The sequence below is a fragment of the Streptomyces sp. NPDC006512 genome (genome assembly GCF_040611935.1).
Lineage (GTDB): Bacteria > Actinomycetota > Actinomycetes > Streptomycetales > Streptomycetaceae > Streptomyces.
Map to the genome: position 1 here is coordinate 24,078 of NZ_JBEXPG010000034.1, position 26,561 is coordinate 50,638.

Annotated in this window: 22 protein-coding genes; 7 read left to right on the forward strand and 15 right to left on the reverse strand. The window is 72.6% G+C overall.

What is annotated here, in order from left to right; translation table 11 throughout:
* Positions 1–7 precede the first annotated feature (7 nt).
* Positions 8–757, forward strand: coding sequence for an NUDIX domain-containing protein (locus tag ABZZ17_RS23460; protein WP_356878266.1), 750 nt, complete (start codon positions 8–10; stop codon positions 755–757).
* Here the strand turns inward: ABZZ17_RS23460 and ABZZ17_RS23465 are convergent.
* Positions 754–1,323: a TetR/AcrR family transcriptional regulator gene (locus ABZZ17_RS23465; protein WP_356878267.1), complete on the reverse strand. Its 570-nt coding sequence runs from the start codon at positions 1,321–1,323 to the stop codon at positions 754–756. The genes ABZZ17_RS23460 and ABZZ17_RS23465 overlap by 4 nt on opposite strands.
* Before the next feature lie 102 nt (positions 1,324–1,425).
* Here ABZZ17_RS23465 and ABZZ17_RS23470 point away from each other — a divergent pair, with 102 nt between their 5' ends.
* On the forward strand, positions 1,426–2,958 hold the full coding sequence (locus tag ABZZ17_RS23470; protein WP_356878268.1) for an MFS transporter: 1,533 nt from the start codon (positions 1,426–1,428) through the stop codon (positions 2,956–2,958).
* Positions 2,959–3,035: 77 nt separating this feature from the next.
* On the opposite strand, the gene serA is transcribed toward ABZZ17_RS23470, so the two are convergent.
* The 6 genes from serA to ABZZ17_RS23500 all read right to left on the reverse strand — a co-directional run bounded on the left by serA (position 3,036) and on the right by ABZZ17_RS23500 (position 12,795).
* Complete coding sequence (gene serA / locus ABZZ17_RS23475; RefSeq protein ID WP_356878269.1) at positions 3,036–4,625, reverse strand: phosphoglycerate dehydrogenase; 1,590 nt, start codon at positions 4,623–4,625, stop codon at positions 3,036–3,038.
* A 276-nt stretch (positions 4,626–4,901) separates the two neighbouring features.
* Positions 4,902–5,903, reverse strand: a complete 1,002-nt coding sequence (ilvC, locus tag ABZZ17_RS23480; protein WP_356878270.1) for a ketol-acid reductoisomerase — start codon at positions 5,901–5,903, stop codon at positions 4,902–4,904.
* Between the two features lie 116 nt (positions 5,904–6,019).
* A complete protein-coding gene (ilvN, locus tag ABZZ17_RS23485) occupies positions 6,020–6,544 on the reverse strand; it encodes an acetolactate synthase small subunit (protein WP_351824957.1) in 525 nt (174 codons plus the stop codon).
* 31 nt (positions 6,545–6,575) lie between these two features.
* The gene (locus ABZZ17_RS23490) at positions 6,576–8,462 is read right to left on the reverse strand and encodes an acetolactate synthase large subunit (protein WP_356878271.1); all 1,887 of its coding nucleotides are present in this window, start codon (positions 8,460–8,462) and stop codon (positions 6,576–6,578) included.
* Between the two features lie 227 nt (positions 8,463–8,689).
* Positions 8,690–11,599 carry an EAL domain-containing protein gene (locus tag ABZZ17_RS23495; protein ID WP_356878321.1) on the reverse strand — a complete coding sequence of 970 codons (2,910 nt, stop codon included), beginning with the start codon at positions 11,597–11,599 and terminating at the stop codon, positions 8,690–8,692.
* Between the two features lie 248 nt (positions 11,600–11,847).
* Positions 11,848–12,795 carry a 2-hydroxyacid dehydrogenase gene (locus ABZZ17_RS23500; RefSeq protein ID WP_356878272.1) on the reverse strand — a complete coding sequence of 316 codons (948 nt, stop codon included), beginning with the start codon at positions 12,793–12,795 and terminating at the stop codon, positions 11,848–11,850.
* A 73-nt stretch (positions 12,796–12,868) separates the two neighbouring features.
* Between ABZZ17_RS23500 and ABZZ17_RS23505 the strand changes: the two genes are divergently transcribed.
* The 3 genes from ABZZ17_RS23505 (at position 12,869) to ABZZ17_RS23515 (ending at position 15,517) form a co-directional block, all read left to right on the forward strand.
* Positions 12,869–13,876 (forward strand): aldo/keto reductase, encoded by a 1,008-nt coding sequence (locus tag ABZZ17_RS23505; RefSeq protein WP_356878273.1) that lies wholly within the window; start codon positions 12,869–12,871, stop codon positions 13,874–13,876.
* Positions 13,877–14,011: 135 nt separating this feature from the next.
* Positions 14,012–15,292 (forward strand): PQQ-dependent sugar dehydrogenase, encoded by a 1,281-nt coding sequence (locus ABZZ17_RS23510; RefSeq protein WP_356878274.1) that lies wholly within the window; start codon positions 14,012–14,014, stop codon positions 15,290–15,292.
* Positions 15,293–15,334: 42 nt separating this feature from the next.
* On the forward strand, positions 15,335–15,517 hold the full coding sequence (locus tag ABZZ17_RS23515; protein WP_356878322.1) for a DUF6191 domain-containing protein: 183 nt from the start codon (positions 15,335–15,337) through the stop codon (positions 15,515–15,517).
* A 55-nt stretch (positions 15,518–15,572) separates the two neighbouring features.
* Here ABZZ17_RS23515 and ABZZ17_RS23520 read toward each other — a convergent pair whose 3' ends face one another.
* From ABZZ17_RS23520 to ABZZ17_RS23545, 6 genes are all read right to left on the reverse strand, one after another.
* Positions 15,573–18,689, reverse strand: coding sequence for an AAA family ATPase (locus ABZZ17_RS23520; protein ID WP_356878275.1), 3,117 nt, complete (start codon positions 18,687–18,689; stop codon positions 15,573–15,575).
* A gap of 32 nt (positions 18,690–18,721) precedes the next feature.
* On the reverse strand, positions 18,722–18,889 hold the full coding sequence (locus tag ABZZ17_RS23525) for a hypothetical protein (protein ID WP_356878276.1): 168 nt from the start codon (positions 18,887–18,889) through the stop codon (positions 18,722–18,724).
* Positions 18,890–19,092: 203 nt separating this feature from the next.
* Positions 19,093–19,668 carry a hypothetical protein gene (locus ABZZ17_RS23530; protein WP_356878277.1) on the reverse strand — a complete coding sequence of 192 codons (576 nt, stop codon included), beginning with the start codon at positions 19,666–19,668 and terminating at the stop codon, positions 19,093–19,095.
* Between the two features lie 127 nt (positions 19,669–19,795).
* Positions 19,796–20,350 (reverse strand): GNAT family protein, encoded by a 555-nt coding sequence (locus ABZZ17_RS23535; RefSeq protein WP_356878278.1) that lies wholly within the window; start codon positions 20,348–20,350, stop codon positions 19,796–19,798.
* Positions 20,351–20,377: 27 nt separating this feature from the next.
* Complete coding sequence (locus ABZZ17_RS23540; RefSeq protein WP_356878279.1) at positions 20,378–22,609, reverse strand: MMPL family transporter; 2,232 nt, start codon at positions 22,607–22,609, stop codon at positions 20,378–20,380.
* 207 nt (positions 22,610–22,816) lie between these two features.
* Positions 22,817–23,224, reverse strand: a complete 408-nt coding sequence (locus tag ABZZ17_RS23545) for a signal peptidase I (RefSeq protein WP_356878323.1) — start codon at positions 23,222–23,224, stop codon at positions 22,817–22,819.
* Positions 23,225–23,320: 96 nt separating this feature from the next.
* On the opposite strand from ABZZ17_RS23545, the gene ABZZ17_RS23550 reads away from it, so the two are divergent.
* Both ABZZ17_RS23550 and ABZZ17_RS23555 read left to right on the forward strand, forming a co-directional pair.
* Positions 23,321–24,124, forward strand: a complete 804-nt coding sequence (locus ABZZ17_RS23550; protein WP_356878324.1) for a GNAT family N-acetyltransferase — start codon at positions 23,321–23,323, stop codon at positions 24,122–24,124.
* A gap of 41 nt (positions 24,125–24,165) precedes the next feature.
* Entirely contained in the window at positions 24,166–24,726 is a 561-nt protein-coding gene (locus ABZZ17_RS23555) for a DinB family protein (protein WP_356878280.1), read from the forward strand.
* A gap of 70 nt (positions 24,727–24,796) precedes the next feature.
* On the opposite strand, the gene ABZZ17_RS23560 is transcribed toward ABZZ17_RS23555, so the two are convergent.
* Both ABZZ17_RS23560 and ABZZ17_RS23565 read right to left on the reverse strand, forming a co-directional pair.
* Positions 24,797–25,528 carry a siderophore-interacting protein gene (locus ABZZ17_RS23560; RefSeq protein ID WP_356878281.1) on the reverse strand — a complete coding sequence of 244 codons (732 nt, stop codon included), beginning with the start codon at positions 25,526–25,528 and terminating at the stop codon, positions 24,797–24,799.
* Positions 25,529–25,632: 104 nt separating this feature from the next.
* Positions 25,633–26,436, reverse strand: coding sequence for an alpha/beta fold hydrolase (locus ABZZ17_RS23565; protein WP_356878282.1), 804 nt, complete (start codon positions 26,434–26,436; stop codon positions 25,633–25,635).
* Between the last annotated feature and the right edge of the window lie 125 nt (positions 26,437–26,561).

Consider the following 26,561-nt stretch of genomic DNA (forward strand, 5'->3'; position numbering starts at 1 on the left):
TGACCGGGTGACGGACCCTCACCCCCGCTCTCGCGTCGAGTTCCTGGACCCCCACCGCCTCCGGCTGGCCGAAAGCCGGACCCCGTGGGTGTCGCCCGCGGAAGTCCGCGCCGTGGACCGGCTCTGGGAGGAGACGGTCGCCCGTCGGCCGCACCACTTCGACGGCCCGCTGGTCGCCTGCCTGCGGCTGGAGCGGCAGGAGCGGGGGCTGCTCCTCTCCTGGGCGAGGTCGACGTACCGGTACCGGGCCCTGCGGCGGATCCGGGCGGCCGGCGAACGGGTTCCGTCGTCGGTGTTCGTGACCGTCCTCCAGCCGACGCGCACCGGGGAGCTGGTGGTGGGGCGGGGCTCGGCGTCCACCGCCGCCCCCGGCCGCTGGCAACTGCCGGGCGGCTCGGCCGAACCTCCCCCGGAGGGCGAGCCACTGGACCTGGACCTCCTGCGCCGGCACGCCGCCCGCGAACTGGCCGAGGAGACGGGGGTGGAGGCTCCGCCCGGGGAGCTCTCCCTGTGGGGCGTCACCCGGGGCGCGCGGGGAAACATCGGCTTCCACTTCCTTGCCGCGCAGCGCCCGGCCCCCCTGCTGCGCGCCCGCTTCGCCGCCGCGGCCGCGTCCGAGAGGGCCGCGGGCCGGGAACCCGAACTGGACCGGATCGCCCTGGTCCGGGCCGGCGCCGGGCCGGCGGAACTCGGCGGCCCGTGCGTGGACTACCTGGACGCGGTCCTGCGCCGGCACGCCCGCCGGGAGGCCACCTAGGCGTTGAAGCCGCGGGCCACCTGTCGCATGCCCTCGGTGAACTCCTCCGGGGTGGCGGCGGTCCCGGGGTCGAAGAGCCACTGGATCATCAGGCCGTTGAGCAGCGCCTGGTAGACGGCGCCGGCGGTACGGACCTCGCGTTCGGTGATGTCCTCCTCCGGGACGCCCGTCATCATCGAGATCAGGCCCTTGCGCCCCTCGCCCTGCGAGGTGGCGAGCATGGCCCGCAGTTCCGGCAGCCGGTCGCGGCTGAGGGCGACTTCCAGGCTGGCCGCCCAGATGGGCGCCGACTCCTCGTGCCGGTCCAGGACGCCCTCGAAGAGCGCCCGGAAGCGCTCCGGGGTGCCGGCCTCCCCGCCGAGTCCGGCCTGGAAGCCCGCGCCCCACTCCTCCATGAGGGCGATGAACGCCTGGGTGAGCAGGGCGTCCTTGGAGCCGTAGTGGTAGCCGATGGACGCCAGGTTGGTTCCCGAGGCACTGACGATGTCGCGTGCGGTGGTCCGCACGAACCCCTTCTCGGCCAGGCACTTCTTCGCGCCTTCGAGCAGGTCTTCACGATGTCCCATGCCGCCACCGTAGCAAGACGGCCGTCCCAGACAGAAGTTCCAGACAACCGTTTCATACATCCGTCATAGACAGACGTTTATGACGGATGTACATTCCTTCCCATGACGAACCCCACCGCCCCGCCGCGCCTCGCCGGCCGTCGCGAATGGACCGCCTTCGCCGTCCTCGTGCTGCCCCTGCTCCTCGTCTCGATGGACGTGTCCGTCCTGTACTTCGCCATCCCGGCCATCACCCGCGAACTCGCCCCGAGCGCCTCCCAGCAGCTCTGGATCTTCGACAGCTACGCCTTCGCCCTCTCCGGACTGCTGATCACGATGGGTTCGCTGGGTGACCGCATCGGCCGCCGCAAGCTGCTGCTCATCGGCGCCGCCGCCTTCGGGCTCGCCTCCGTCGCCGCCGCGTACGCCACCAGCGCCGAGATGCTCATCGCGGCCCGCGTGCTGCTCGGCGTCGGCGGCGCGACCCTGATGCCGTCCACGCTGGCCCTCGTACGCAACCTCTTCCGGGACGACGCCCAGCGCGGCAAGGCCATCGCGATCTGGTCCGGCGCCATGACCGGCGGCATCGCCCTCGGCTCGGTGCTGAGCGGCGTGATGCTGAACCACTTCCACTGGGGCTCGGTCTTCCTGATCAATGTGCCCGCGATGCTGCTCCTGCTGGTCCTGGTCCCGGTGCTGGTCCCGGAGTTCAAGGACCCGGCCCCCGGCCGCTTCGACCTGGTGAGCGTCCCGCTGTCGACGGCCGCCGTCCTGCCGGTGGTCTACGGCCTCAAGGAGATCGCCGCCGAGGGCTTCGAGCCCCTCTACCTGGGCTGCCTCGCCGTCGGACTGGCCTTCGCGTACGTCTTCGTCCGCCGCCAGCGCTCCCGGACCGACGCGATGATCGGCCGGGCCCTGTTCCGGGGCCGCGGTTTCGGGGCGGGCATCGGCCTCAACACCATCGCCGCCTTCGCCATGATGGGCTCGGCCTACTTCACCACCCAGTACCTTCAGTCCGTCCTCGGCATGGGCACCCTGGAGGCGGCCCTGTGGAGCCTCGCCCCCTCGCTGTTCATCGGCGCCGCCGCCCCGGTCGGCGCCGCCCTGGCCCGCAAGACCGACCGCGCCCACGTCATCACCGGCGGCTTCGTCCTGGCCGCCGCCGGGTTCGCCCTGATCGCGCTGGTCGGCACCGACTCCCTCTGGCTGCTGCTGGCCGGCGCCGGAGTACTGGCCTCCGGGATCGTCACCGTGATGTCCCTGGTCTCCGACATGGCCCTGGCCGCCGCCCCCGCCGAGAAGGCAGGTTCGGCCGCCTCCCTGCTGGAGACGGGCCAGGAGTTCGGCGGCGCGCTCGGCATGGCCCTGCTGGGCAGCCTCGGCACCGCGGTCTACCGCAGCGACCTGCCCGGTACGGAGCCTGCGGTACGGGAGACCCTGGGCGGAGCGGTGGCCGCCGCCGGGCAGCTCGGCGGCGACGCCGGCGGGCAGCTGCTCACCCTGGCCCGCGAGGCGTTCGTCCACGGCATGCAGTACGCGGCCTGGGGCGGGGCGGTCCTGCTGCTCGGGGCGGCCGTACTCACCACGGTCCTGCTGCGGGGAGCCGGCGCCGCCGCTCCCGCCCCGGCCGGACCTCCCCCGGTCCCGGCCCGCTGAGCCGCGCGGCGGCGGGGTACGCAAAAGGGCCCGGGGTGCGTACCCCGGGCCCTTCGCTTGGTTCGGTTCGGTTCGGCTCAGCCGAGGTTGACCGTACGGGCCGAAGCGGCGCCGATCTCGGCCGAGATGGACGCGAGGACGTCCACCGGGACCTCCGCGTCGACGGTGAGGACGACGAGCGCCTCGCCGCCCTCCTCGGCACGGGCGACCTGCATGCCCGCGATGTTCAGACCGGCCTCGCCGAGCAGCTGCCCGACCTTGCCGACGACGCCGGGGCGGTCGGTGTAGCGCAGCACGATCATGTGGTCGGCCAGGGCCAGGTCCACGTCGTACTCGCCGACGCCCACGATCTTCTGGAGGTGCTTCGGGCCCGCCAGGGTGCCGGAGACCGACACTTCCTGACCGTCCGACAGGGTGCCGCGGACGGTCACCACGTTGCGGTGGTCCGGGGACTCCGAGCTGGTGGTGAGGCGGACCTCGACACCGCGCTCCTGCGCGAACAGCGGGGCGTTGACGTAGGAGACCGTCTCGTCGACGACGTCCTCGAAGACGCCCTTGAGCGCGGAGAGTTCCAGCACCTTGACGTCGTGCTGGGTGATCTCGCCGCAGACCTCGACGTCGAGGCGGACCGCGACCTCGCCCGCGAGCGCGGTGAAGATGCGGCCGAGCTTCTCGGCGAGCGGCAGGCCCGGACGGACGTCCTCGGCGATGACGCCGCCCTGGACGTTGACCGCGTCCGGGACGAGCTCACCGGCGAGCGCGAGGCGCACCGACTTGGCGACCGAGATGCCGGCCTTCTCCTGCGCCTCGTCCGTGGACGCGCCGAGGTGCGGGGTGCAGACGACCTGGTCGAGCTCGAAGAGCGGGGAGTCCGTGCAGGGCTCCTTCGCGTACACGTCGAGACCGGCGCCGGCGACGCGGCCCTCCTTGATGGCCGCGTACAGGGCGGCCTCGTCCACGATCCCGCCGCGCGCGGCGTTGACGATGCGGACGGACGGCTTCACCTTGTGCAGGGCCTCGTCCCCGATGAGACCGAGGGTCTCGGGGGTCTTGGGCAGGTGCACGGTGATGAAGTCGGCGACTTCCAGGAGCTCGTCCAGCGTGAGCATCTTGACGCCCATCTGGGCGGCGCGAGCGGGCTGCACGTAGGGGTCGTACGCGACGATCTTCATGCCGAACGCCGACATGCGCTGGGCGACCAGGACGCCGATGCGGCCGAGGCCGACGACACCGAGGGTCTTCTCGCTGAGCTCGACGCCCGTGTACTTGTTCCGCTTCCACTCGCCGTTCTTCAGGGCGGTGTTGGCCTGCGGGATGTTGCGGGCCGTGGCGACGAGCAGGCCGCAGGCCAGCTCGGCGGCGGTGACGATGTTGGAGGTCGGCGCGTTGACGACCATCACGCCCGCCTTGGTGGCGGAGGAGACGTCGACGTTGTCCAGGCCGACACCGGCGCGGGCGACGACCTTCAGCTTCTTGGCGGCGGCGATGGCCTCGGCGTCCACCTTCGTGGCGGAGCGGACCAGGATCGCGTCGACGTCGACGATCGCGGGCAGCAGCTCGGCGCGGTCCGCGCCGTTGACGTGCCGGATCTCGAAGTCCGGACCGAGGGCGTCCACCGTTGCGGGCGACAGCTCTTCGGCGATGAGTACGACAGGTTTCGAGCTCACGTGGGTCATCCTCACAAGTCCAGTGCGGACGGCCGTCCCGACGGCCGCAGGCGTGGAGGGGGTAGCCGCGTGGAAGACGCACGACACTGTGGGCCTGACGCGTTGTGTTGAGCAGTGTAGTAGCGGATCCGGTGCGGAATTCCGCCTGTACGGAAGGATCACCCGTCCGAGATTGGCCGGGGTGGACAATCCGTGCCGTGCGAGGCCTGTTTTCCGGCCGGGCCGGTGGTGTGCGGCGGGGCCGGGACGCGTGTCCCGGCCCCGCCGCGCACGGGATCAGCTCTCGTCGCTGTCGACCCAGCTCATCAGCTTGCGCAGCTTCTTGCCGGTGGTCTCCAGCAGGTGGGCCTCGTCGGCCTTCTTGTACTCGTTGTACTTCGGCAGACCCGCCTTGTACTCGGCCATCCAGGTGTTCGCGAACTCGCCGCTCTGGATCTCCGCGAGGACCTTCTTCATCTCGGCCTTGGTGGCGTCGGTGATGACGCGCGGGCCGGTGATGTAGTCGCCCCACTCGGCGGTCTCGGAGACCGACCAGCGCATCTTCTCCAGGCCGCCCTCGTACATGAGGTCGACGATGAGCTTCAGCTCGTGGAGGCACTCGAAGTAGGCGATCTCCGGCTGGTAGCCGGCCTCGGTCAGGGTCTCGAAACCGGCCTTGACCAGGGCGGAGGCGCCACCGCAGAGGACGGCCTGCTCACCGAACAGGTCGGTCTCGGTCTCCTCGGTGAAGGTGGTCTTGATGACGCCGGCGCGGGTGCCGCCGATGCCGGCCGCGTACGACAGCGCGAGCGCGAAGGCGGAACCGGTGAAGTCCTGCTCGACGGCGGCGATGCAGGGCACGCCGCGGCCCTCCTCGTACTGGCGGCGGACGAGGTGGCCCGGGCCCTTCGGGGCGACCAGGGCGACGTCCACGTTGGTCGGGGGCTTGATGAAGCCGTAGCGGACGTTGAAGCCGTGGCCGAAGAAGAGCGCGTCGCCCTCCTCCAGGTGGTCCTTGATGGACTCCTCGTAGATCTCGGCCTGGAGCGGGTCCGGGGTCAGGATCATGATGACGTTCGCCCATGCGGCGGCCTCGGCCACGGGGACGACCTTCAGGCCCTGCTCCTCGGCCTTGGCCTTGGACTTCGAGCCCTCCTTGAGGCCGACGACGACGTCGACGCCGGAGTCACGGAGCGACAGCGCGTGGGCGTGGCCCTGGCTGCCGTATCCGATGACCGCGACCTTGCGGCCCTGGATGATGGACAGGTCGGCGTCGTTCTCGTAGAACAGCTCGGCCACTGGGATATCTCCTTGGTGCGCTGATGTTGCACCCACCGTACGGCGGGGAACGGAATCTGAGTTTGCCGGTCTCGCGATGCGAGCGGGGCGTGTCGGGCGGGAGGGTGTCCGGCCGGTCAGGCGCTGCGGTCGAGCGAGCGCAGGCTGCGGTCCGTGATGGACCGGCCGCCACGCCCTATGGCGATCGTGCCGGACTGGACGAGTTCCTTGATGCCGAACGGCTCCAGCATCTTGAGCATCGCGCCGAGCTTGTCGGTGCCGCCGGTGGCCTCGATGGTGACGGCGTCCGGGGACACGTCGACGGTCTTGGCGCGGAACAGCTGGACGATCTCGACGATCTGCGAGCGCGTCTCGTTGTCGGCGCGGACCTTCACCAGGACGAGTTCGCGCTCGATGGCGTTGTGCGGCTCCAGCTCGACGATCTTGAGCACGTTGACCAGCTTGTTCAGCTGCTTGGTCACCTGCTCCAGCGGGAGGTCCTCGACGTTCACGACGATGGTGATGCGCGAGATGTCGGGGTGCTCGGTGACGCCGACGGCGAGGGAGTCGATGTTGAACCCGCGGCGGGAGAACAGGGCGGCGATCCGGGCAAGGATGCCGGGCGTGTTCTCGACCAGGACGGAGAGCGTGTGCTTGGACATGTGGGGCGTTCTCTCTCTCGGCTCTCTCGGCTCAGTCGTCTTCGTTGTCGCCGAAGTCGGGGCGGACGCCCCGGGCTGCCAGGACCTCGTCGTTGGAGGTGCCGGCGGCGACCATCGGCCACACCATGGCGTCCTCGTGGACGATGAAGTCGATCACGACGGGCCGGTCGTTGATCGCGTTGGCCTCGGCGATGACCTTGTCCAGGTCCGCCGGGTCCTCGCAGCGCAGCGCGACGCAGCCCATGGCCTCGGACAGCTTGACGAAGTCCGGGACGCGGGTGCCCTGGCGGGGGGCGCTGGACTCTCCGAGCTGGGAGCCCACCGTGTCGTGGCCGGTGTCGTCGGCGTGCAGCACGGTGTTGGAGTAGCGCTGGTTGTAGAAGAGCGTCTGCCACTGGCGGACCATGCCCAGGGCGCCGTTGTTGATGATGGCGACCTTGATCGGGATGTTGTTCAGCGCGCAGGTGGCCAGTTCCTGATTGGTCATCTGGAAGCAGCCGTCGCCGTCGATCGCCCAGACGGGGCGGTCCGGCATGCCGACCTTGGCGCCCATCGCGGCGGGGACCGCGTAGCCCATGGTTCCGGCGCCGCCGGAGTTCAGCCAGGTGCGGGGCTCCTCGTACTTGACGAAGTGGGAGGCCCACATCTGGTGCTGGCCGACGCCGGCCGTGAAGATCGTGCCCTGCGGCGCCAGCGCGCCGATCCGCTCGATGACCTGCTGCGGGGAGAGCGAACCGTCCTCGGGCAGGTCGTAGCCCAGGGGGTAGGTCTCGCGCCAGCGGTTGAGGTCGTTCCACCAGGCGCTGTAGTCGCCGGTGTTGCCCTCGGTGTGCTCGGCCTGGACCGCCTGGATCAGGTCGGCGATGACCTCGCGGGCGTCACCGACGATCGGGACGTCGACCTCGCGGTTCTTGCCGATCTCCGCCGGGTCGATGTCCGCGTGGATGACCTTGGCGAAGGGGGCGAAGCTGTCGAGCTTGCCGGTGACGCGGTCGTCGAAGCGGGTGCCGAGCGCGATGAGCAGGTCGGACTTCTGCAGCGCGGTGACGCCGGTGACGCTGCCGTGCATGCCCGGCATGCCGACGTGCAGCGGGTGGCTGTCGGGGAAGGAGCCCAGGGCCATCAGGGTGGTACAGACCGGGACCCCGGTCAGCTCGGCGAGGACCTTCAGCTCGGCCGTGGCACCGGACTTCATGACGCCGCCGCCGACGTACAGGACCGGGCGCTTGGCCGCGGCGATGAGCTTGGCGGCCTCGCGGATCTGCTTGGCGTGCGGCTTGGTGACCGGCCGGTAGCCCGGCAGGTCCATGGCCGGCGGCCAGGAGAAGGTGGTCTTCGCCTGGAGGGCGTCCTTGGCGATGTCGACGAGGACCGGGCCGGGGCGGCCGCTGGCGGCGATGTGGAAGGCCTCGGCGATGGTCTTCGCGATGTCACCGGCCTTGGTGACCAGGAAGTTGTGCTTGGTGATGGGCATCGTGATGCCGACGATGTCCGCCTCCTGGAAGGCGTCCGTGCCGATCGCCTTGGAGGAGACCTGGCCCGTGATGGCGACGAGCGGGACGGAGTCCATGTGCGCGTCGGCGATCGGGGTGACCAGGTTGGTGGCGCCCGGGCCGGAGGTGGCCATGCAGACGCCGACCTTGCCGGTCGCCTGGGCGTAGCCGGTGGCGGCGTGGCCGGCCCCCTGCTCGTGGCGGACCAGGATGTGACGGACCTTCTTGCTGTCCATCATCGGGTCGTAGGCGGGGAGGATGCAGCCGCCCGGGATGCCGAAGACGGTGTCGCACCCCACCTCTTCGAGAGAGCGGATGAGGGACTGCGCACCCGTGACGTGCTCAACTGCGGTGGACTGCTGTCCACCCGTACGGGGCCGCGGCTGCGGATGGTGGGCCCCGGTGGCCTGCTCGGTCATCGGCATTCTCTTCTCGAAGCTGAGGGTTTTACGAGGAGCGGGGGTCCCCCGGATCGGGTCCGGGGGCGTGTGCCAGTGCAACAAAAAACCCCTCGTGCCAGGTGGCAAGCGAGGGGAGCGCGTCGGGGGTGTTGAGCGGGGACATGCAGGTCCCAGCTTCAGCCGACGCGCTTTCCAAGTACGAGAATTCGGGTGCGCATGGCACTGACCCTCCCTCCGGCGGGAGGTGGATGTCAAGTGGGTGGGACGGGCGTCTCATTATGTGAGCCTCTACGGATGACCATCGAACCGGCGGACGAGCCTCCGGCCAAGGCCGGCTGGGCCGTACCGCCCGGTACTGGGAACGTACCGCGCACGAGCGCGCGCCGCAGCCTGTATTCGTCGAGCGGGCCGGAGAACGCCGCTCCCTGGCCGTGGGTGCACCCCATGGCCCGCAGGGCCGTCACCTGTTCGGGGAGGTCGACGCCGTCGGCCACGGACTGCATGCCCAGGTCGTTTGCGATCCGCAACAGGCCGGCGGTGATCTTGTGGAGCCGGGCGGACTCGACCACGCCCTCGACCAGGCCCCGGTCCAGCTTGAGCAGGTCCACCGGCAGGCGCCGGAGGGCGCTGATGGCCGCGTAACCGCTGCCGAACCCGTCCAGGGCGATGCGTACGCCGAGCCGGTGCAGGGCCGTCAGGCGGCGCTCCAGCTCGTCGAACGGCACTCTGGGGTCGGAGGCGGCCAGTTCCAGTACGAGCGCGCCGGAGGGCAGTCCGTGGCGGGACAGCAGCGCCTCCACGGAGCCGCGCGGCATGGACCGGTCCAGCAGCCGCTGGGCGGTCATCCGGACGGCCACTGGTACGTCGTGACCGGCCCGGTGGCGCTCGGCGGCCTGCTCCACGGCCTCTTCCAGGAGCCAGCGGCCCAGTTCGGCGGTGCGGGCCGCGTCCTGCCCGGGCCCGCCGGCCTCACTGTGTTCGGCCACCCGGAGGAATTCGGCCGGGGTGAAGAGGATCCCCTGGGCGGAGCGCCAGCGGGCCTGGGCGGCCACGGCCGTGACCTCCCCGGAGACGAGCGAGACCACGGGCTGGTGCAAGAGGGTGAACTCCCCCTCGTGGAGCGCGGTGCGCAGCCGGCCGGCGAGCTCCGCCTTGCGGACGACCTCGGCCTGCATCTGCGGGGCGTACAGCTCGACGCGGTCCTTGCCTCCGGCCTTGGCCCGGTACATGGCGAGGTCGGCGTTGCGCATGAGGTCCGAAGGGGTGATGCCGGGGTCGGCGAAGGCGACGCCGATGCTGGCGGCGACCCGGACCTCGCTGCCGGCGATCCGGTAGGGCTGGGAGAGCGTGGTCCGCAGCCGGTCGGCGATCTCGTGGACCTGGTACTCGCGGGCGCTGCGGTCGCGGCTGCCGTCGCCCAGGATGAGCGCGGCGAACTCGTCCCCGCCGAGGCGGGCGGCGGTGTCCCCGGCGCGGACGGCGGCCTGGAGCCGGTGCGCGGCCTCGATGAGCAGCTCGTCGCCGGCCTGGTGGCCGATGGTGTCGTTGACCGCCTTGAAGCCGTCGAGGTCGATGAAGAGCACGGCGGTGCTGTGGTCCCCGGAGCGGCGGCCGGTGAGGGCCTGGCGGACCCGGCGGGTGAACAGCGCCCGGTTGGGCAGGTCGGTCAGCGGGTCGTGTTCGGCGCTGTGCTGCAGCTGGGCCTGGAGGCGGACCCGCTCGGTGACGTCCCGGCTGTTGAGGATGAGCCCGCCCTGGTGCCGGTTGACGGTGGACTCCACGTTGAGCCACTCGCCGCTGCCCGATCTGAACCGGCACTCGATGCGGGTGGTGGGTTCCTCGGCCGGCTGGGCGGCGAGGAAGCGGCGCACCTCGTGGACCACCTGGCCGAGGTCGTCGGGGTGGATGAGGGTGGCGAGCTCGCTGCCGACCAGTTCCTCCGCCTCGCGGCCGTAGACGCCGGCGGCGGCGGGGCTGACGTAGCGCAGGGTTCCGGTGGGCGCGGCGATCATGATGACGTCGCTGGAGCCCTGGACCAGGGAGCGGAAGTGGTTCTCCTTCTGGGCCAGTTCCTGCGTCAGCGCGATGTTGTCGAGGAGCATGATGCCCTGGCGGATGACGAGGGCCAGGACGACGGTGCAGCCGGTGAAGACGACCACGCGGTCGACCTTCCGGCCGTCCACGACGTTGTAGAGGATCCCGAGGGTGCAGACGGCCGCGGCGAGGTACGGGGTGAGGGCGGGCAGCGAGCCGGTGATCGGGCGGCTGTGGGGCCGCTCGGCGCGCGGGGGCCCGGGCCGGCCGGCCGGTTCGGCCCGGCGGGCGCCCCAGGGCGCGTAGGCGAGCAGGAGGGAGCCGGCGAACCAGCCGGCGTCGAGGATCTCGCCGGAGCGGTAGGTCGTGTTCAGCAGCGGCGAGGTGAACAGCGCGTCGCTGAGGACGGTCAGGGCGAGGGCCGCGATGGCCGTGTTGACCGCGGAGCGGTTGTTCGCCGAGCGGCGGAAGTGCAGCACCAGGACCATCGAGACCAGGGCGATGTCGAGGAGCGGGTACGCGAGCGAGAGCGCGGCGCGCGGGACGCTGCCGGGTGCGCCCGACTGGGCGGTGCGGGCGGCGTTGGCGAGGGCCAGGCTCCAGGACAGGGTCAGGAGCGAGCCGCCGATGAGCCAGGAGTCGAGCCCGAGGCAGACCCAGCCGGCGCGGGTGACCGGGCGCTTGGCCAGGACGAGGAGGCCCACGATGGCGGGCGGTGCGAAGCAGAGGAAGGCGAAGTCGGCGAGGGAGGGTTCGGGCACCTCCTGGCCGAGGATGACCTCGTACCAGCCCCAGATCGCGTTGCCGATGGCGCCCATCAGCGAGGAGAAGGCGAACATCAGCCAGGCGGGGCGTTCGCGGCGGTCGATCGTCCGCGCGTAGTGGTAACAGGAGACCGCGGCGAGTAAGCCCGCCGTGCTGAGCCCGAAGTCGCCCATGACCTTGGCGACGTCCTTCGACCCCCAGCCGAGGGCGGCGCCGACGGCGTACCCGCCGCTGACCACCGCGAGGAGGAGCTGCGCCGCCAGTCCCCTGCCGCCGCCGTCGGCGACGGGGGGCCGGGTGAGGAGCGCCGCCCCCGGGGTGCTCACCGGTCCCCCTCGCTGGCTTGTTTCGGCGCACCCCATCGTCGCCTCCGGCGGCTCTGCCGCGTCGGATCCTTCGTCCATTGGCCGTGCATCGCCCGTCGCCCCCCAAATGGTCCGATCACTCCCCAGCGCAGACGAACGCGCCGCAGCCCCTTGTTCCGGACGATACACCACTTTCGTCACTCAGCGACATAGCTTCTCTACTCTCCGTCACCACCAAGGGAGTTGGGGCGACGGGGCGCATGCGTCCGGTCGCGCAGCGTGCGCGCCCGCGCCTCTTCGGCGGCTCAGTCGGTGACCAGCACCGTGTTCTCGACCGGCTCCCCGGCGGCGAACCGGCCGAGCTGGCGGGCCACCAGCCGCTTCGCCCGGGGCTCGAACGCGGAGCTGCTGCCTCCGACATGAGGGGTGATCAGGACGTTCGGGGCGTGCCAGAGCGGATGGCCGGCGGGCAGCGGTTCGGGGTCCGTGACGTCGAGCGCGGCGCGCAGCCGGCCCGACCCCACCTCCGCCAGCAGGGACTTGGTGTCGACGACGGGGCCGCGCGACACGTTCACGAGCAGGGCGCCGTCCTTCATGCGGCCGAGGAAGCCCGCGCCCGCCAGTCCCCGGGTGTCCTCGGTGAGCGGCGTGCAGAGGATCACCACGTCCGCGTCCGGGAGGAGGCGGTCCAGGTCGGCGAGGGCGTGCACCGGGCCGTGCGGGGCGGTGCGCGCGGAGCGGGCGACGCGGGTGACCGGACCGCACTCGAAGGGGACGAGCCGGTCCTCGACGGCGGCGCCGATCGATCCGTAGCCGACGATCAGGACCGACTTGTCGGCGAGGGCCTCGTAGAAGCCGTCGCGCCACTCCTCGCGGTCCTGGCCGCGCACCATGCCGGGAATGCCGCGCAGGGAGGCGAGGGTCAGGGTGAGGGCGAGTTCGGCGGTGCTGGCCTCGTGGACGCCGCGGGCGTTGCACAGCCGGACCCCGGAGGGCAGGTCGGCGAGGCCGCCGAGCACGTGGTCGATGCCCGCGGTGAGGGTCTGGACGACCCGCAGGGCGGGCATGGCCGCCAGCGGGCGCAGGGTCACGGCCTGCGACTTCATGTACGGGGTGACGTAGAAGACGCAGTCGGCCGGGTCGGCGGGGAACTCGTCCTCGCCGTCCCACTGGCGGTAGCGGAAGGAATCGGGCAGGCCGTCGATCTCCCCGGCGGGGAAGGGGAGCCAGACGTCGCCGGTCGTTGCAGTCATGATCACGAGGCTATGCGAAGGGATCCGGATCAAGCCGTTAGTTTGAGGGCCGGACCGGGAGGGGGACGCAGGGGTGGAGCGCAGGTCGATCGGGTCGGGACCGCTGACGGTGGGAGCCATAGGGCTCGGCTGCATGCCGATGAGCTGGGCGTACGCGCCTTCGCTCCGCCGGGGCGAGGAGTCGCTGCGCACCGTCCACACGGCGCTGGACCTGGGGGCGAACCTGCTGGACACGGCCGATCTGTACGGGCCGTTCACGAACGAGCTGGTGGTGGGGCGGGTGCTGCGGGAGCGGCGTGCCGATGCCTTCGTGTCCGCCAAGGTGGGGCTGCGGGCCGGCGAGCAGCACGTGGTGGCCGACGGGCGGCCGGGGTACGTACGACGGGCCTGCGACGCCTCGCTGCGGCGGCTGCGCACCGACGTCATCGACCTGTACCAGCTGCACCGGGTCGATCCGGACGTCCCGGTGGAGGAGACCTGGGGGGCGATGGCGGAGCTGGTGGGCGCGGGGAAGGTGCGGGCGCTCGGGTTCTGCGCGCTGGGCGCGGGGGCCGGTCCGGGGGCGGGGCGGCGCGGTGACCGGGCGTACGGGTCGACGCTGCGGCAGCTGGAGCGCGTCCAGCAGGTGTTCCCGGTGACGGCGGTGCAGGCGGAGCTGTCGGTGTGGTCGCCGGAGGCGGCGTGGCAGCTGCTGCCGTGGTGCGCGGCCCGGGGGGTGGGGGTGCTGGCGGCGATGCCGCTGGGGAGCGGGTTCCTGACCGGGACGCTGACGCCGGGGCAGGGTTTCGAGGACGCGGACGTCCGGGCGCGGCACCCGCGGTTCACGGCGCACGCCATGGCCTCGAACCAGGTGCTGGTGGCAGGGCTGCGGCGGGTGGCGCTGCGGCACGGGCCCGAGGTCACGGCGGCGCAGGTGGCGCTGGCCTGGGTACTGGCGCAGGGGCCGCACGTGGTGCCGGTGCCGGGGGCCGAGCGGGCCCGCTGGGCGGCCGAGAACGCCGGTGCGGCGGAGGTGCGGCTGACGGCCGCCGAGCTGGCCGAGATAGCGGCACTGCCGTCGGCGGTGGGAGCCTGGGACTGAGTCCCGGGCGGGCCGGGGCGGGCCGCGGCCGGTCCCAGGTCCACTCGATCGGGTGTACGAGCGGTGGAACTTCGGGAGCTGCCCCGGCTGTTGGAGTCAGTGAAGGCAGGACGCGGACCGGAGGGGAGCAGGGCGATGCGGTACGGACGGATCGGCGGGGACGGCGGCGGGAAGGGCCGGGCGGAGCGGGCGGCCGGGCGGGCGGCGGACCGGGCGGCGGGGCGGTACCCGGCCGGCGGCTCGGGGCGGCGGAGCGTGTCGGCGGCGCTCGCGCTGGCCGGGTGCGGGGTCTTGCTGGTGGCCGGCTGTTCCCCGTCGGGCGGGGCGCAGGGGGGTGCGGGCGGGTCTCCCCCGGGCTCGCCGCCGGCCGGGTCGGCGTCACCGGGGGCAGCGTCCCCGGCCCGGGCCGCGGCGGCGCCCGCGAAGGGCTCGGTGACGGTCACGGGCGAGGTCGCCAAGGGGCTGGAGTCACCGTGGGGCGTGGCCCCGCTTCCCGGCGGTGACCTGCTGGTCGCCTCGCGGGACAAGGGCACCGTCAGCCGGGTCCAGGCGGGCACGGGGACGGTCACGCCGATCGGCGAGGTCCCCGGGGTCGCGCCGGGCGGCGAGGGGGGTCTCCTGGGACTGGCCGTGTCCCCGTCGTTCGCCTCGGACCGGCTGGTGTACGCGTACTTCACGACGGAGTCCGACAACCGGATCGCCCGGATGCGCTACGACGAGCAGAGAGCGCCGGGGCAGCAGCTGGGCGCGCCGGACACGGTGCTCCGGGGCATTCCCAAGGGGTTCATCCACAACGGCGGGCGGATCGCCTTCGGTCCGGACAAGATGCTCTACGCGGGGACGGGCGAGACCGGGGAGACGGGGCTCGCGCAGGACCGGAAGTCGCTCGGCGGGAAGATCCTGCGGATGACGCCCGACGGCGATCCGGTGCACGGCAATCCCGAGGCGGACTCCGTCGTCTATTCGTACGGGCACCGCAACGTGCAGGGCCTGGCCTGGGACGCGGACAAGCGGCTGTGGGCCGCCGAGTTCGGGCAGAACACCTGGGACGAGCTGAACCTGATCGAGCCGGGCGTCAACTACGGCTGGCCGCAGGCCGAGGGGAAGGCCTCGAAGCCCGGGCTCCGGGATCCGGTGGCGGTGTGGAGGACGGACGAGGCCTCCCCGAGCGGTATCGCCTGGGCGCAGGGCTCGATCTGGATGGCCGGGCTGAAGGGGCAGAGGCTGTGGCGGATCCCGTTGGACGGGGCCGTGCCGGTGGCGGCGCCCGAGGCCTTCCTGGAGGGCGAGTACGGGCGGCTGCGCACGGTGGTTCCGCTCGGCGGGGACCGGTTGCTGCTGGTGACGAGCGAGACGGACGGACGCGGATCACCGGAGGCGGGTGACGACAGGATCCTGACCCTGACGGTGCGGTGACCGGACGAGGCCCCGGCAGGGGTGGAAGGCACGGTGGGCACGGTGTTCAACATGATCGAGGAGCTGTTCAACCCGGGGCGCAAGCACACGGACGAGGAGAAGAAGCGGCTGGAGCTGTCCCGGACCGACGTCGACGACGGTGATCCGGGACGCGGTCCGATAGACCTCGACTCCGGCAAGGTGCTCATACGCCCCGTCGAGAAGCCCGGTGACGAGGCTCCCTAGGGGCGGGAGCTGGGGGCGGGGGGTTGTGGTTGGGGGCCGGGGTTGGGGGCTGTGGCTATGGGCGGCCGGCGGGCACGGCCGTCGGGGCGGGCGGGGTGAGCGGGGTGAACAGGCGTAGGCGGTGGGCGAGGGCGGCTGCCTCGCCGCGGCCGGCGACGCCCAGCTTGGCCAGGATGTTCGAGACGTGGACGCTGGCCGTCTTCGGGGAGATGAAGAGTTCCTCCGCGATCTGACGGTTGGTGCTGCCCGCGGCGACCAGTCGCAGGACCTCGCGCTCGCGGCCGGTCAGGCCGAGGGCCTCGGCCGGGTCGGTGTCGGCGGCGGGCAGGGCCGGGCAGGTGTCGGCGTCGGCGTCGAGGGGGATCCGGGCGCGCTGGGCGAGCAGCGCCAGGTCCTCGCGCAGCCGGCGGGAGCCCAGCCGGTCGGCGGTGGCGTGGGCGTCGCGCAGCAGGGCGGAGGCCTCGGTGCGGTCGCCGCCCGAGGCCAGCAGGGCCTCGGCGAGCCGGTGGCGGGCCCTGGCCAGCAGGTACGGGCGGTCCAGGGGGCGGATCGCGGCCTCCACGGCCGTCCAGTCGGCGACGGTGTCGGCGGCTTCGGCCCGCAGCAGTTCGGCCCGGAAGTACTCGGCGTGGGCGGTCCACACCGGGGCCGGGGTGGCGAGTGTGCGGGCGGCGCCGCGCAGCAGGCCGAGGGCGGCGCTCCGGCCGGGGGTGGCGGCCGGCAGGCCTCGGGCGTCCGCCTCGGCGGAGGCGGCGGCGAGGAGCAGGGGCCAGGCGTAGCGGTGCTGGCCGAGCCGGAAGCCGTAGGTGACGGCCTCCTCGGTCTCGGCGCGGACGTCGGCGAGGCGGCCCTCTCCGGCGGCGATGCCGACGGCGAGGCGGTAGAGCGGGACGCGGTGCTGGGGCTGGGTGTCGTGGGTGCCGAAGTGGGCGTGCGCGGCGGCCAGTTGCTGGGCGGCCTCGGTGAGTTCACCGCGGGCCAGGGCCAGGTAGGCCAGGCGCGCCGAGGCGGATCCGCGGGGGGCGGCGCTCTGGCCGACGCTCAGGGTGCGCCGGGCCGCTTCGGCCGCTTCGTCCCAGCGGCCGAGGCTGTACAGGCTCTCGGCCATGTTGCCGCAGACCCAGGCCTCGGTGTCCATGAGCCGGGATTGCCTGACCAGTTGGGCTCCTTGTTCGGCCAGTTCCACGGCTTCGCGGGACCGGCCCAGGCTTTCGAGTTGAGAGGTGAGGTTGATATGGGCCCTTCCCACGATCAGGGTGAGCCCGAGTTCGGTGGCCCGGTCCTTGACCGCGTGCATCTCGGCGAGTCCCGCCGTGCCGTCACCGGAGTCGGTGAGGAGGCAGCCGAGGGTGATGCGGGCGTTGAGTTCGGTGTCTTCCGCGCCGACCATGCGCGCGTACTCGACGGCGCGTTCGGCGGCGGCCAGGTTGCCGGGTCCGGGGTTGTGGAGCATGCCCCATCCGGCGGCGAGGACGAGGACGTCGGCGTGCACCTGGGACGGGGGCAGCCCCTTGACCAGTTCCTGGGCCTTGGCTATCTCCTCCCAGCCGTCGCTGCGGCCGAGGCCGGCGACGAGCCGGGAGCGTTCGGTCCAGAACCAGGCGGCGCGCAGCGGGTCGTCGCCGTCCTCGGCGAGGGTCCGCAGGGCCAGCTTGGTGATCTTCAGGGCGCGTTCGCGTTCGCCGCCGAACCGGGCCGCGACGGTGGCTTCGGCCAGCAGGTCGAGGCGCTGGAGCGGGGTGGTCGCCGGGTCGCAGCCGCAGGGCGGGTACACGTCGGTGTAGTCCGCCGGGCGCAGGCCGTCGCGCACCTCGGCCGGGGTGCTGTCCCAGAGGTCCATGGCCCGCTCCAGCAGGCTCAGCTGCTCGGAGTAGGCGTGCCTGCGCCGGGCGGTCACGGAGGCGGCGAGGACGGCGGGCAGGGATTTGCCGGGGTCGTTGGCGGCGTACCAGTAGTTGGCCAGCCGGATGACGCGTTCCTCGGCGCGGACCAGGGTCTCGTCGTCTTCCATGGCTTCGGCGTAGCGCCGGTTGACGCGGGCGCGTTCGCCGGGGAGCAGGTCGTCGCTGACGGCCTCGCGGACCAGGGAGTGGCGGAAGCGGTAGCCGTCGCCGTCGGCGGTGGCGAGGAGGATGTTGGCGCCGACGGCGGCGCGCAGGGCCTCGATCAGTTCGTCCTCGCCGAGCCGGGCCACGGCGCGCAGCAGCGGGTACTCGACGGTGGAGCCGCCTTCGGCGACCATGCGCACGACGCGCTGGGCGGCGTCCGGGAGGACTTCGACGCGGACGAGGAGCAGGTCGCGGAGGGATTCGGTGAGCCCGGTGCGGCATCCGCTCTGCCGGGAGGCGACGAGTTCCTCGACGAAGAAGGCGTTGCCGTCGGAGCGGTCGAAGACCGACTCGACGAAGGTCTCCTCGGGCTGCGAGGCGAGGATGCCGGCGAGCTGGCGGCGTACCTCGGCGCGGTTGAAGCGGGGCAGTTCGATGCGCTGGACGGTGCGGAGCCGGTCCAGTTCGGCGAGGAGCGGGCGCAGGGGGTGGCGGCGGTGGATGTCGTCGGCCCGGTAGGTGGCGACGACGACGAGCCGGCCGCTGCCGAGGGTGCGGAAGAGGTAGGCGAGCAGGTGCCGGGTGGAGGTGTCCGCCCAGTGCAGGTCCTCCAGGACGAGCACGAGGGTGCGGTCGGCGGCGATTCGCTCCAGCATCCGGGCCGTCAGTTCGAAGAGCCGGGCGGTGCTTTCCTCGTCGTGCGGGCCGCGGGGGGTCTCGCCGAGTTCGGGCAGGATCCGGGCGAGTTCGTCCTCCTGCCCGGCGGCCGCGGCGGCGAGCTCTTCGGGGAGGTGGCGGCGCAGGGCGCGCAGGGCGGTCGAAAACGGGGCGAAGGGAAGTCCCTCCGCCCCGATCTCCACACAGCTTCCGACGGCCACCACCGCGCCGCGGCGGGTGGCCTCGCCGAGGAACTCCTCGGTCAGCCTGGTCTTGCCGACCCCGGCCTCTCCCCCGATGAGCAGGGCCTGCGGCTCCTGGTCGGCGGCGCGCGTCAGGGCGTCCACGAGTACGGCCAGTTCGTCGGCTCGGCCGACGAACACCGGGCTGACAGATCTGGTCTCCACGCCGCCGAGCATCGCACAGAGCTGCGGGTCGGTGGCACTGGATATCGCTGCGCTTCTCATCACGTATCAGTTCACGTGGTGGGCCGCGCGGACTACGCGGCGCGGGTGAAGAGGCTGCGGATCGCTCTCACCGACCCTTCGGGTTCCTGGCTTCGGGACGAGGCGCGGCGCGCCTTCTTGGCCTCCTGGACCATGCGGTACGCGTCGGCTTCGCGGATGAGGTCGGCGCGGCGGGCGTTGGCCATCTCGTACTCGAACATCTCGTACTCCCTGGTGGTGTTTCTCGGGCACCTCGTTCGGTGTGATCCAAGATTCGCTTCCCAGAGGGGGCCGCCGCATCGGGCGCATGCCGCATCTGTGCGGGGCGGGGGTCCTTAGGCCGGGGGCTCAGGCGCTGGAGAAGGGCTGGGGCGGCCTAAGGAGGTGCCTACGCGGATGTCCGCCGACGTGCGTACGGAGGTGCCTACGGGGCCTGCTCGGCGGCCGTCGGCAGGGCCACGAGGACGTCGAAGTACATGAGGCCGAACAGCAGGACGCCGAACAGGCCGAGGGCGACGGCGGCCCAGGACACGGAGCGGATCCACACCGGCAGGACACGGCCCGGGGCGCCGAAGGCGGGGCGGGCCAGGACGAACACGGCGATGAGGAGGGCGAGGGTGGACAGGACGCCGTTGACGAGGGCGGTCATGTGCCAGGCGTCGCCGTACAGCGCGGCGATCTTCTCCTTGGCGGTGGTCGCGTTGACCGATTCCAGCTGGCCGACCAGCGTCTGGCGTTCGGCGATCACGCGGGAGACCCAGCTGCCGCTGAGCGCGACCAGGGCGAGGCCGGCGGCGACGATCGAGGAGGCGGCGGCGCCGACACCGGCGTGCTCCTGGGCGGGCTCCTCTTCCTCCGTGTACTCGTCGTGCTCGTCGTGCTCGTCGCCGGAGGCGTCCGCGGTGGTGTCGGCGGGGGTGCCGGCTGCCGTGTCCTCGGTGGTGTCGGCAGGGGCGTCCGCCTCGGGAGCGGTCGGGGCGGGGGTCTTCGTGAGGTCCATGTCGCGCACGGTAGGCGGCCTTTATGAGAGGTTCCTGAGAGGCGGCCGCGGCCCTGGAGCGGCGGCGCCGCAGGTCCCGGGCGGGGGCCTGCGGCGGCGGTGGTGCCCGTGGTGGCGCCGGTGGCCGTCAGGCCTTGCGGGCGGCGGCCCATTCGTCGGCGAGGAGCGCCCACATCTCGGTGTCCTGACGGACTCCGTGGTGGAGGTAGTTCTGCCGCATGACGCCCTCGCGGGTGAACCCGAGGCGCTCGGCGACGGCGATGCTCTTCGTGTTGCCGGTGGCGACGTGCCATTCCACGCGGTGGATCCCGCGCTCCCCGATCGCCCAGTCGACGAGGATCCGGCAGGCCTTGGTGACCAGGCCCCGGCCGGCCGCGGCGGGCTCCAGCCAGCAGCCGACCTCGGCGTTGCCCCCGGCGGCGTCGAAGCTGGGGAAGAGGACTCCGCCGACCAGCGTGCCGTCGACCCGGATCCCGTAGAGCCGGGCGCCGTCCGCGGCGGCCTTCTCGGCGTTCGAGCCGAGCAGTTTGCGCGCCGAGTCGAGGTCGGTGGCGCGGTCGGGGAAACCGATGTACCGGCCGATGAACTCGCGTCCCCGGTCCATGTGTGCCAGGAACTCCTCGGCGTGCCAGACCTCCAGCGGGAACAGCTGGGCGTCGTCGGCCAGGTCTATCGCGAACATACGGGCTTCCTTACGGCTCGTGACCGGTCACCGGGACAGGGCGGCCGGTTCCGCGTGGTCCGCGTCCGGCCGCTGCGCGGGAAGTCTCGCACGGGTGCGGCGCTCCGGGGGTTCGATGCTGATGCGGGGCAGCCTGCGGTCGAGCCAGGCGGGGAGCCACCAGTTCGCCCCGCCGAGCATGTGCATGAGGGCCGGTACGAGCAGGGTGCGCAGGACGAAGGCGTCGAGGGCGACGGCGGCCGCGAGCGCGATGCCGAACATCGCGATGATCCGGTCGCCGCTCAGGACGAAGGCCAGGAAGACGGCGATCATGATGACGGCCGCCGAGTTGATGACCCGGCTGGTCTCGGCGAGGCCGACCCGGACGGCCCGCTTGTTGTCTCCGGTTTCGAGCCACTCCTCGTACATCCGGCTGACGAGGAACACCTGGTAGTCCATGGAGAGTCCGAACAGCACCGACACCATGATCACCGGGAGGAAGGGTTCGATGGGTCCGGCGCTGCCCAGGCCGAGCAGTTCGCTCCCCCAGCCCCACTGGAAGATCACCACGACGACGCCGAACGAGGAGGCGACGGCGGCGACGTTCATGGCGGCGGCCTTGAGCGGGATCCCGATGGAGCGGAAGGCCAGCAGCAGGAGGACGCAGCCGAGGGCGATGACCACGCCCACGAACAGGGGCAGCTTCCCGACGATCACCTCGGCGAAGTCGTCGTAGCCGGCCGTCACCCCGCCGACGTGGGTCTGGGCCGTGCTGCCGTGGGAGGCGCGCGGGATGACGTCGTGGCGGAGGGTGTCGACGAGCTCGCTCGTGGCCCGGGACTGCGGGGCGAAGTCGGGTACGACGGTCAGGACTGCGGTGTCCCCGCTCCGGTTGAGGACGGCCGGGCCGGCGGAGGCCACTCCGTGCGTGCCGCGCACCGCCTCGGCGATCCGGTCCACGGCGGTCCGGTCGCCGGGGCCGTCGAGGCGGGTGACGACGGTGAGGGGGCCGTTGGTGCCCGGGCCGAAGCCCTCGGCCAGCAGGTCGTAGGCCTTGCGGGTGGTGGAGCCGGCCGGGTTGTTTCCCTGGTCGGAGGTACCGAGGTGGAGCCACAGGGTGGGCAGGGCCAGCGCGACCATGACGGCGGTGGCCAGGGCCCCGAGGAGTTTGGGGTGCCGCTCGACGAAGGCGGACCAGCGGGCGGCGAAGCCGCTGGGCGACTCGGCGCGGGGGCCTTCGGCGGCGAGTCTGCGGCGCTCGCGGCGCGAGAGGGCGCGCATGCCGATGCAGGAGAGGAGGGCGGGGAGCAGGGTCACCGACGCGGCGACGGTGAGGACGACGGTGAGGGAGGCGGCTATCGCGACGCCGTCGAGGAAGTTCAGCCGCAGCACCAGCATGCCGAGCAGGGCGATGCACACGGTGGCTCCGGCGAAGACGACGGCCCGGCCGGTGGTGGCGACGGCGCTCTCGGCGGCCTCGTCGACCGCCAGCCCGCGGGCCAGGCCCTTGCGGTGCCGGGTGACGATGAACAGGGCGTAGTCGATGCCGACGCCGAGGCCGACGAGGGTCCCCAGCATGGGGGCGAAGTCGGCGACGGGCATGGCGTGCCCGAGGAGGGTGATGCCGAAGTAGGCGCTGCCGACGCTGACCAGGGCGGTGGCGATGGGCAGGAGGCTCGCGGCGAGGGAGCCGAAGGCGAGGAAGAGGACCAGGGCGGCGATGGCGACCCCGATGACCTCGGCGAGGTGGGGGCTGGGTGCTTCGGTCAGGCCGATGGCGCGGCCGCCGAGTTCCACCTGGAGGCCGTCGGCGCGGGTGGAGTCGTTCCGGGCGGCGTCGACGACGGCCCTGGCCTGGTCCTTGGGTACGGAGTCGGCGGCCCGGTCGAAGGTGACGACGGCGTAGGCGGTGCGCCCGTCGGGGCTGATCCGGGCGGCGTTCTCGGGGTCCGGGCCGTAGGGGCCGCTGACGGAGCCGATGCCGGGGAGGGCGGCGACGGTGTCCAGGGCGCGGGTCATGCGCCGTTCGACGTCCGGGGTGCGTGCGCTCTGGTGGTCCGGGGTCCGCCACACGATGGTGTCGGTGTCGCCGCCCTGGCCCTGGAAGCCTTCGCGGAGCAGGGCGTGGGCCTTCGCGGACTCGGTGCCCGGGACCTCGTAGTCGTTGGAGAACGCGGTCCCGGCGACGCCGGCGGCCACGGCGGTCCCGCCGAGGGCCAGCAGCCAGATCAGGACGGTGACCAGGCGGTGCCGCATGCACCACCGAGCGATTGCTGCCAACGGACGTGCTCCCTGGTGGTTCGGATCTTCACCGGGAGTCGGCCCGACGCAAAGAACGCTTGAACTCGTGCGGTCGGCCGCCGTCGGGGGGTCGCCCCGTCGCGGCCGGGAAGGTCTACACCTCGGCGACACGATCTCAGCGATTCGTGATCGTTGGCCCGTTTCGTGTGCATCGTCACAGGCCGCCGGGGAAATGCGGGACCTCGGTCAACCGTCGGCGGGGTCGGACGGAAGGTCGGCGCGGTAGCCGGGCAGGGAGGGCCACCGGACGGTGAGGACGACGGTGTCCTCCTCCGCGTACCAGGAGTGGTCGACGCCGCGCCCCCAGACGACGTAGTCCCCCTGTTCGGCGAGGACCACGGTGCGGCCGGGGAACTCCAGCCGGAAGCGGCCGCTGATGAGCACCTGAAGCGCGGTGCGCCGCTCCCCGGTGACCCAGCGCTCGCGCGTCTCGCCCTTGGGGTGGACGCCCCACTTGATCTCCACGTCCTCGCTGTGCCGGGGGTCGCCGGGCGGCTTGAAGTGGCCGAGGAGCCAGCCCCGGTCGGTGGCGGCGTCGGGGGTGGCCTTGCCGGTGTAGACGGCCGGGTCCTGGCCGGCGGCGTTCTCGTCCACGGGGTCCCCGTTCACGGGAAGAGCGTTCACGGGGTGAGGCTAATGCAGTTGTCGGGGCGGTCCGGCAGCTGGTCAGCTGGCCCGATGACCAAGGCGATGGATCGTGAAGAGCTGCTGGACGTGCGCGACCGCTACGACGCGCAGATGCGCCGGGACGCGGTACCCGACGTGGCGGCGGCGCGGGTGGAACGGGCGGGCGCGGTCGTGCGGCAGACCTCGCCGGGGCTCGGCTGGAACGGCGTGCTCTGGTCGGACCTCGACGAGGGGAACGCGGACGCGGAGATCGCGGCGCAGGTGGCGTTCTTCTCGGCGCGGGACGGGGAGGAGGGCGGGGCGGAGTTCGAGTGGAAGCTGTACTCCCACGACCGTCCCGCGGACCTCGGGGAGCGGCTGCGGGCGGCGGGCTTCGTGCCGGAGCCGCCGGAGACGCTGCTGGTGGCACGGACCGCCGACCTGGCCGCGCTGCCGGTGGAGCCGCCGGAGGGGATCACCTTGCGGGTGGTGACGGACGAGACCGGAGTGGATCTCATGATGGAGGTCCACCGCCGCGCCTTCGGCACCGAGCGGCCGCGGATCCGGGAGACGATGCTGCGCCTGCTGCGCGACGAGCCGGAGACGATCGAGGCCGTGGTGGCGATGGCCGGGGAGGTGCCGGTGAGCGCGGCCCGGATGGAGATGCGGCCGGGGTGCTCGTTCGCGGGCCTGTGGGGCGGCGGCACCGACCCGGGCTGGCGCGGCCGGGGCATCTACCGGCTGCTGGTGGCCCACCGCGCCCGCGTGGCGGCGGAGCGGGGCGTCCCGTACTTGCAGGTGGACGCGTCGGACGACAGCCGGCCGATCCTGGAACGCCTCGGCTTCGGGGTGCTGGGGGTCACGGTCCCCTACGTGTGGCAGGGCTGAGGCCCTTTCGGGGAGGCGGGGGGACGGGCAAGATCGATCGCATGGACAGCTCCGAGCACACCGAAGCGGCCGCCGCCGCGCCCGTCGTCCAGGGCGTCGAGCGGGTCGGCCCGCCCCTCACCGCAGGCGAACGCGAAACGCTGCGGGCCTACCTCGACTTCCACCGCGCCACGCTCGCCCTGAAGTGCGAGGGCCTCGGCGACGCGGACCTGCGCCGCCGCGCCTCCCCGCCCTCCTCCCTCTCGCTGCTGGCGCTGGTGCGGCACATGGCCGAGGTCGAGCGGCAATGGTTCCGCCGCACCCTGGGCGACGGCGGGCCTGACGTGCCGCACGTGTGGTCCGACCGGCACGACTTCCAGGCCGCCTACGACACGACGGGCGCCACGATGGAGGAGGCGTACGCCGCCTGGCAGGCCGAGGTGGAGCACTCCCGGGGCGTCGAGGCGGGGCTGGAGTCGCTCGACGTGACACGGCACGTCGCCAAGTGGAAGGAAGACGTCTCGGCCCGCGTCGTGATGCTGCACATGATCCACGAGTACGCCCGCCACAACGGCCACGCCGACTTCCTCCGCGAGGCCGTCGACGGCACGGTCGGCGCGTGACCGGTCCGGGGCCGGAGCGTGCGGCGCGCCACCGGTCCGGGCGCGAGCGGCCGGCGCGTCCGCGGGCGCGTCAGGCGGCGCGCCAGTAGCCCAGGCTGTTGACCCGCTGCTTCGGCAGGGCCAGGTCCTTGCGCAGGTACGCCGTCAGGGCGCGGGTGGTCGCGGTGTCGCAGGCCAGCCACACGTACGCCGAGGCGGGGTCCGCCACCAGCTCCGGCAGCTCGGCCCGGACCCGGTCGGCCAGCGCCGCCCCGGCCCGCTCCACGCGCCGGACGTCGTGCCGCTCGGCGTCGGCCCGCAGCGGCAGGTCGGCGTCCGAGGCGTGCTGCGTCTCGAACCAGACGGTGGCCGGGGTACGCGGGTACGCGTCCAGCAGGGAGTTGATCGCGGGCAGGGAGGCCGCGTCGCCGATCACCAGCAGCCGCTCGGGCGCCGGGTCGGGCGCGGTGAAGCCGGTGCCCTGGACGGTGGCGTCGACGGTGTCGCCGGGCTTGGCGGTCCGCGCCCACCGGCTGGCGAGCCCGTCGTGCAGGGCGAACTCGAAGGCGAAGGTCCCGGTGGCCGGGTCGGGGTCCACCAGGGTGTAGGCCCGCTGGTGCGGCCGGCTGCCGCCCTCGAACCAGACCCGCACCCACATGGTCGGGTGGAGGGACTCCCCGGCCGCCGCCAGCAGCCCGCCGTCGGTGAAGCGGATCCGCCGGAAGTGGTCGGTGACCTCCTCGACGCCCGTCACCGTGAACGTGAAGTCCTTGCCCCTCAGCAGCTTGAGGACCACGCCCTCCCAGCCCTTGCCTGCGGCCATGCCCACCCCTTCACCGGCCCGATAGTTAGGTCACCCTAACCCAAGCCTTCGAAGGTGGGTACGAGCAGCACCCGGACCGCGCCCCACGGCCCGGACGGCCCGCTTCAGTGAGCCGCCAGGAACTCCCCGACCAGAGCCGCCCACTCGGCGGGCCGCTCGGCGAACGGCAGGTGCCCCGTGGCGAGTTCCACAGTGCGGGCGCCGGGCAGGGCGTCCGCGAGCTCCCGCTGGAGGGCGGGCGGCACGAGCCGGTCCCCGGTGGTGACGACGACGAGGGCCGGTACGTCGAGCCCCGCGAGCTCGGCGCGCAGGTCGGCGTTCTTCACCAGGGCGGCATGGTCGCCACCCCCGGGCGGCATGGAGGCCGCGGACACCTTCACCATGACGTCCAGCTCCTCGGGGGTCAGCGCCTCCAGCTGCCCGGCGCTGAACCCGAGCGGTATGAGGAGCCGCGCGAGCAGCTCGTTCTCCCCGCGCCGGCCCAGCTCGGACCACAGGTCCGCGAGGAGCCCGAGCCCGTAACCGGCCCGCGCGAAGGTCGCGGTCAGCACGAGCGCGGTGACCCGCTCGGGATACCGCGCGGCGATCCGTACGGCGACGTTCCCGCCGAGGGAGTAGCCGAGCACCGCGAACCGCTCCAGCCCCTCGGCGTCGGCGGCGGCCACCAACTGGTCCGCCAGTTCGTCCAGTTCCAGCGGTTCGGTGGCGCGCGGGGTGCCGCCGGTGCCGGGGTAGTCGACGCCGACGACGCTGCGGGTCGCGGCGAAGGCGTCCAGGACCGGGCCGAAGTTGGCCTGCACCGATCCGCCCCCGCCGTGGGCCAGCAGCAGGCCGGGGCCGCCGCTCTCCTTGCGGACGGTGCGGGCGTAGGGGGTGTTCGTGGTGACGGGCACGGCGGACCTCGGCATTTCCGTAGCGGCAGTTACAGATCAGACCGTACCCGATTTCAGTAACGTCCGCTACAGAAATGGCCCGTACGCCGATCCTGTACGGGTGGCGTACGGGCACAAAGCGGGTCGGCGGCCCGCCGGAT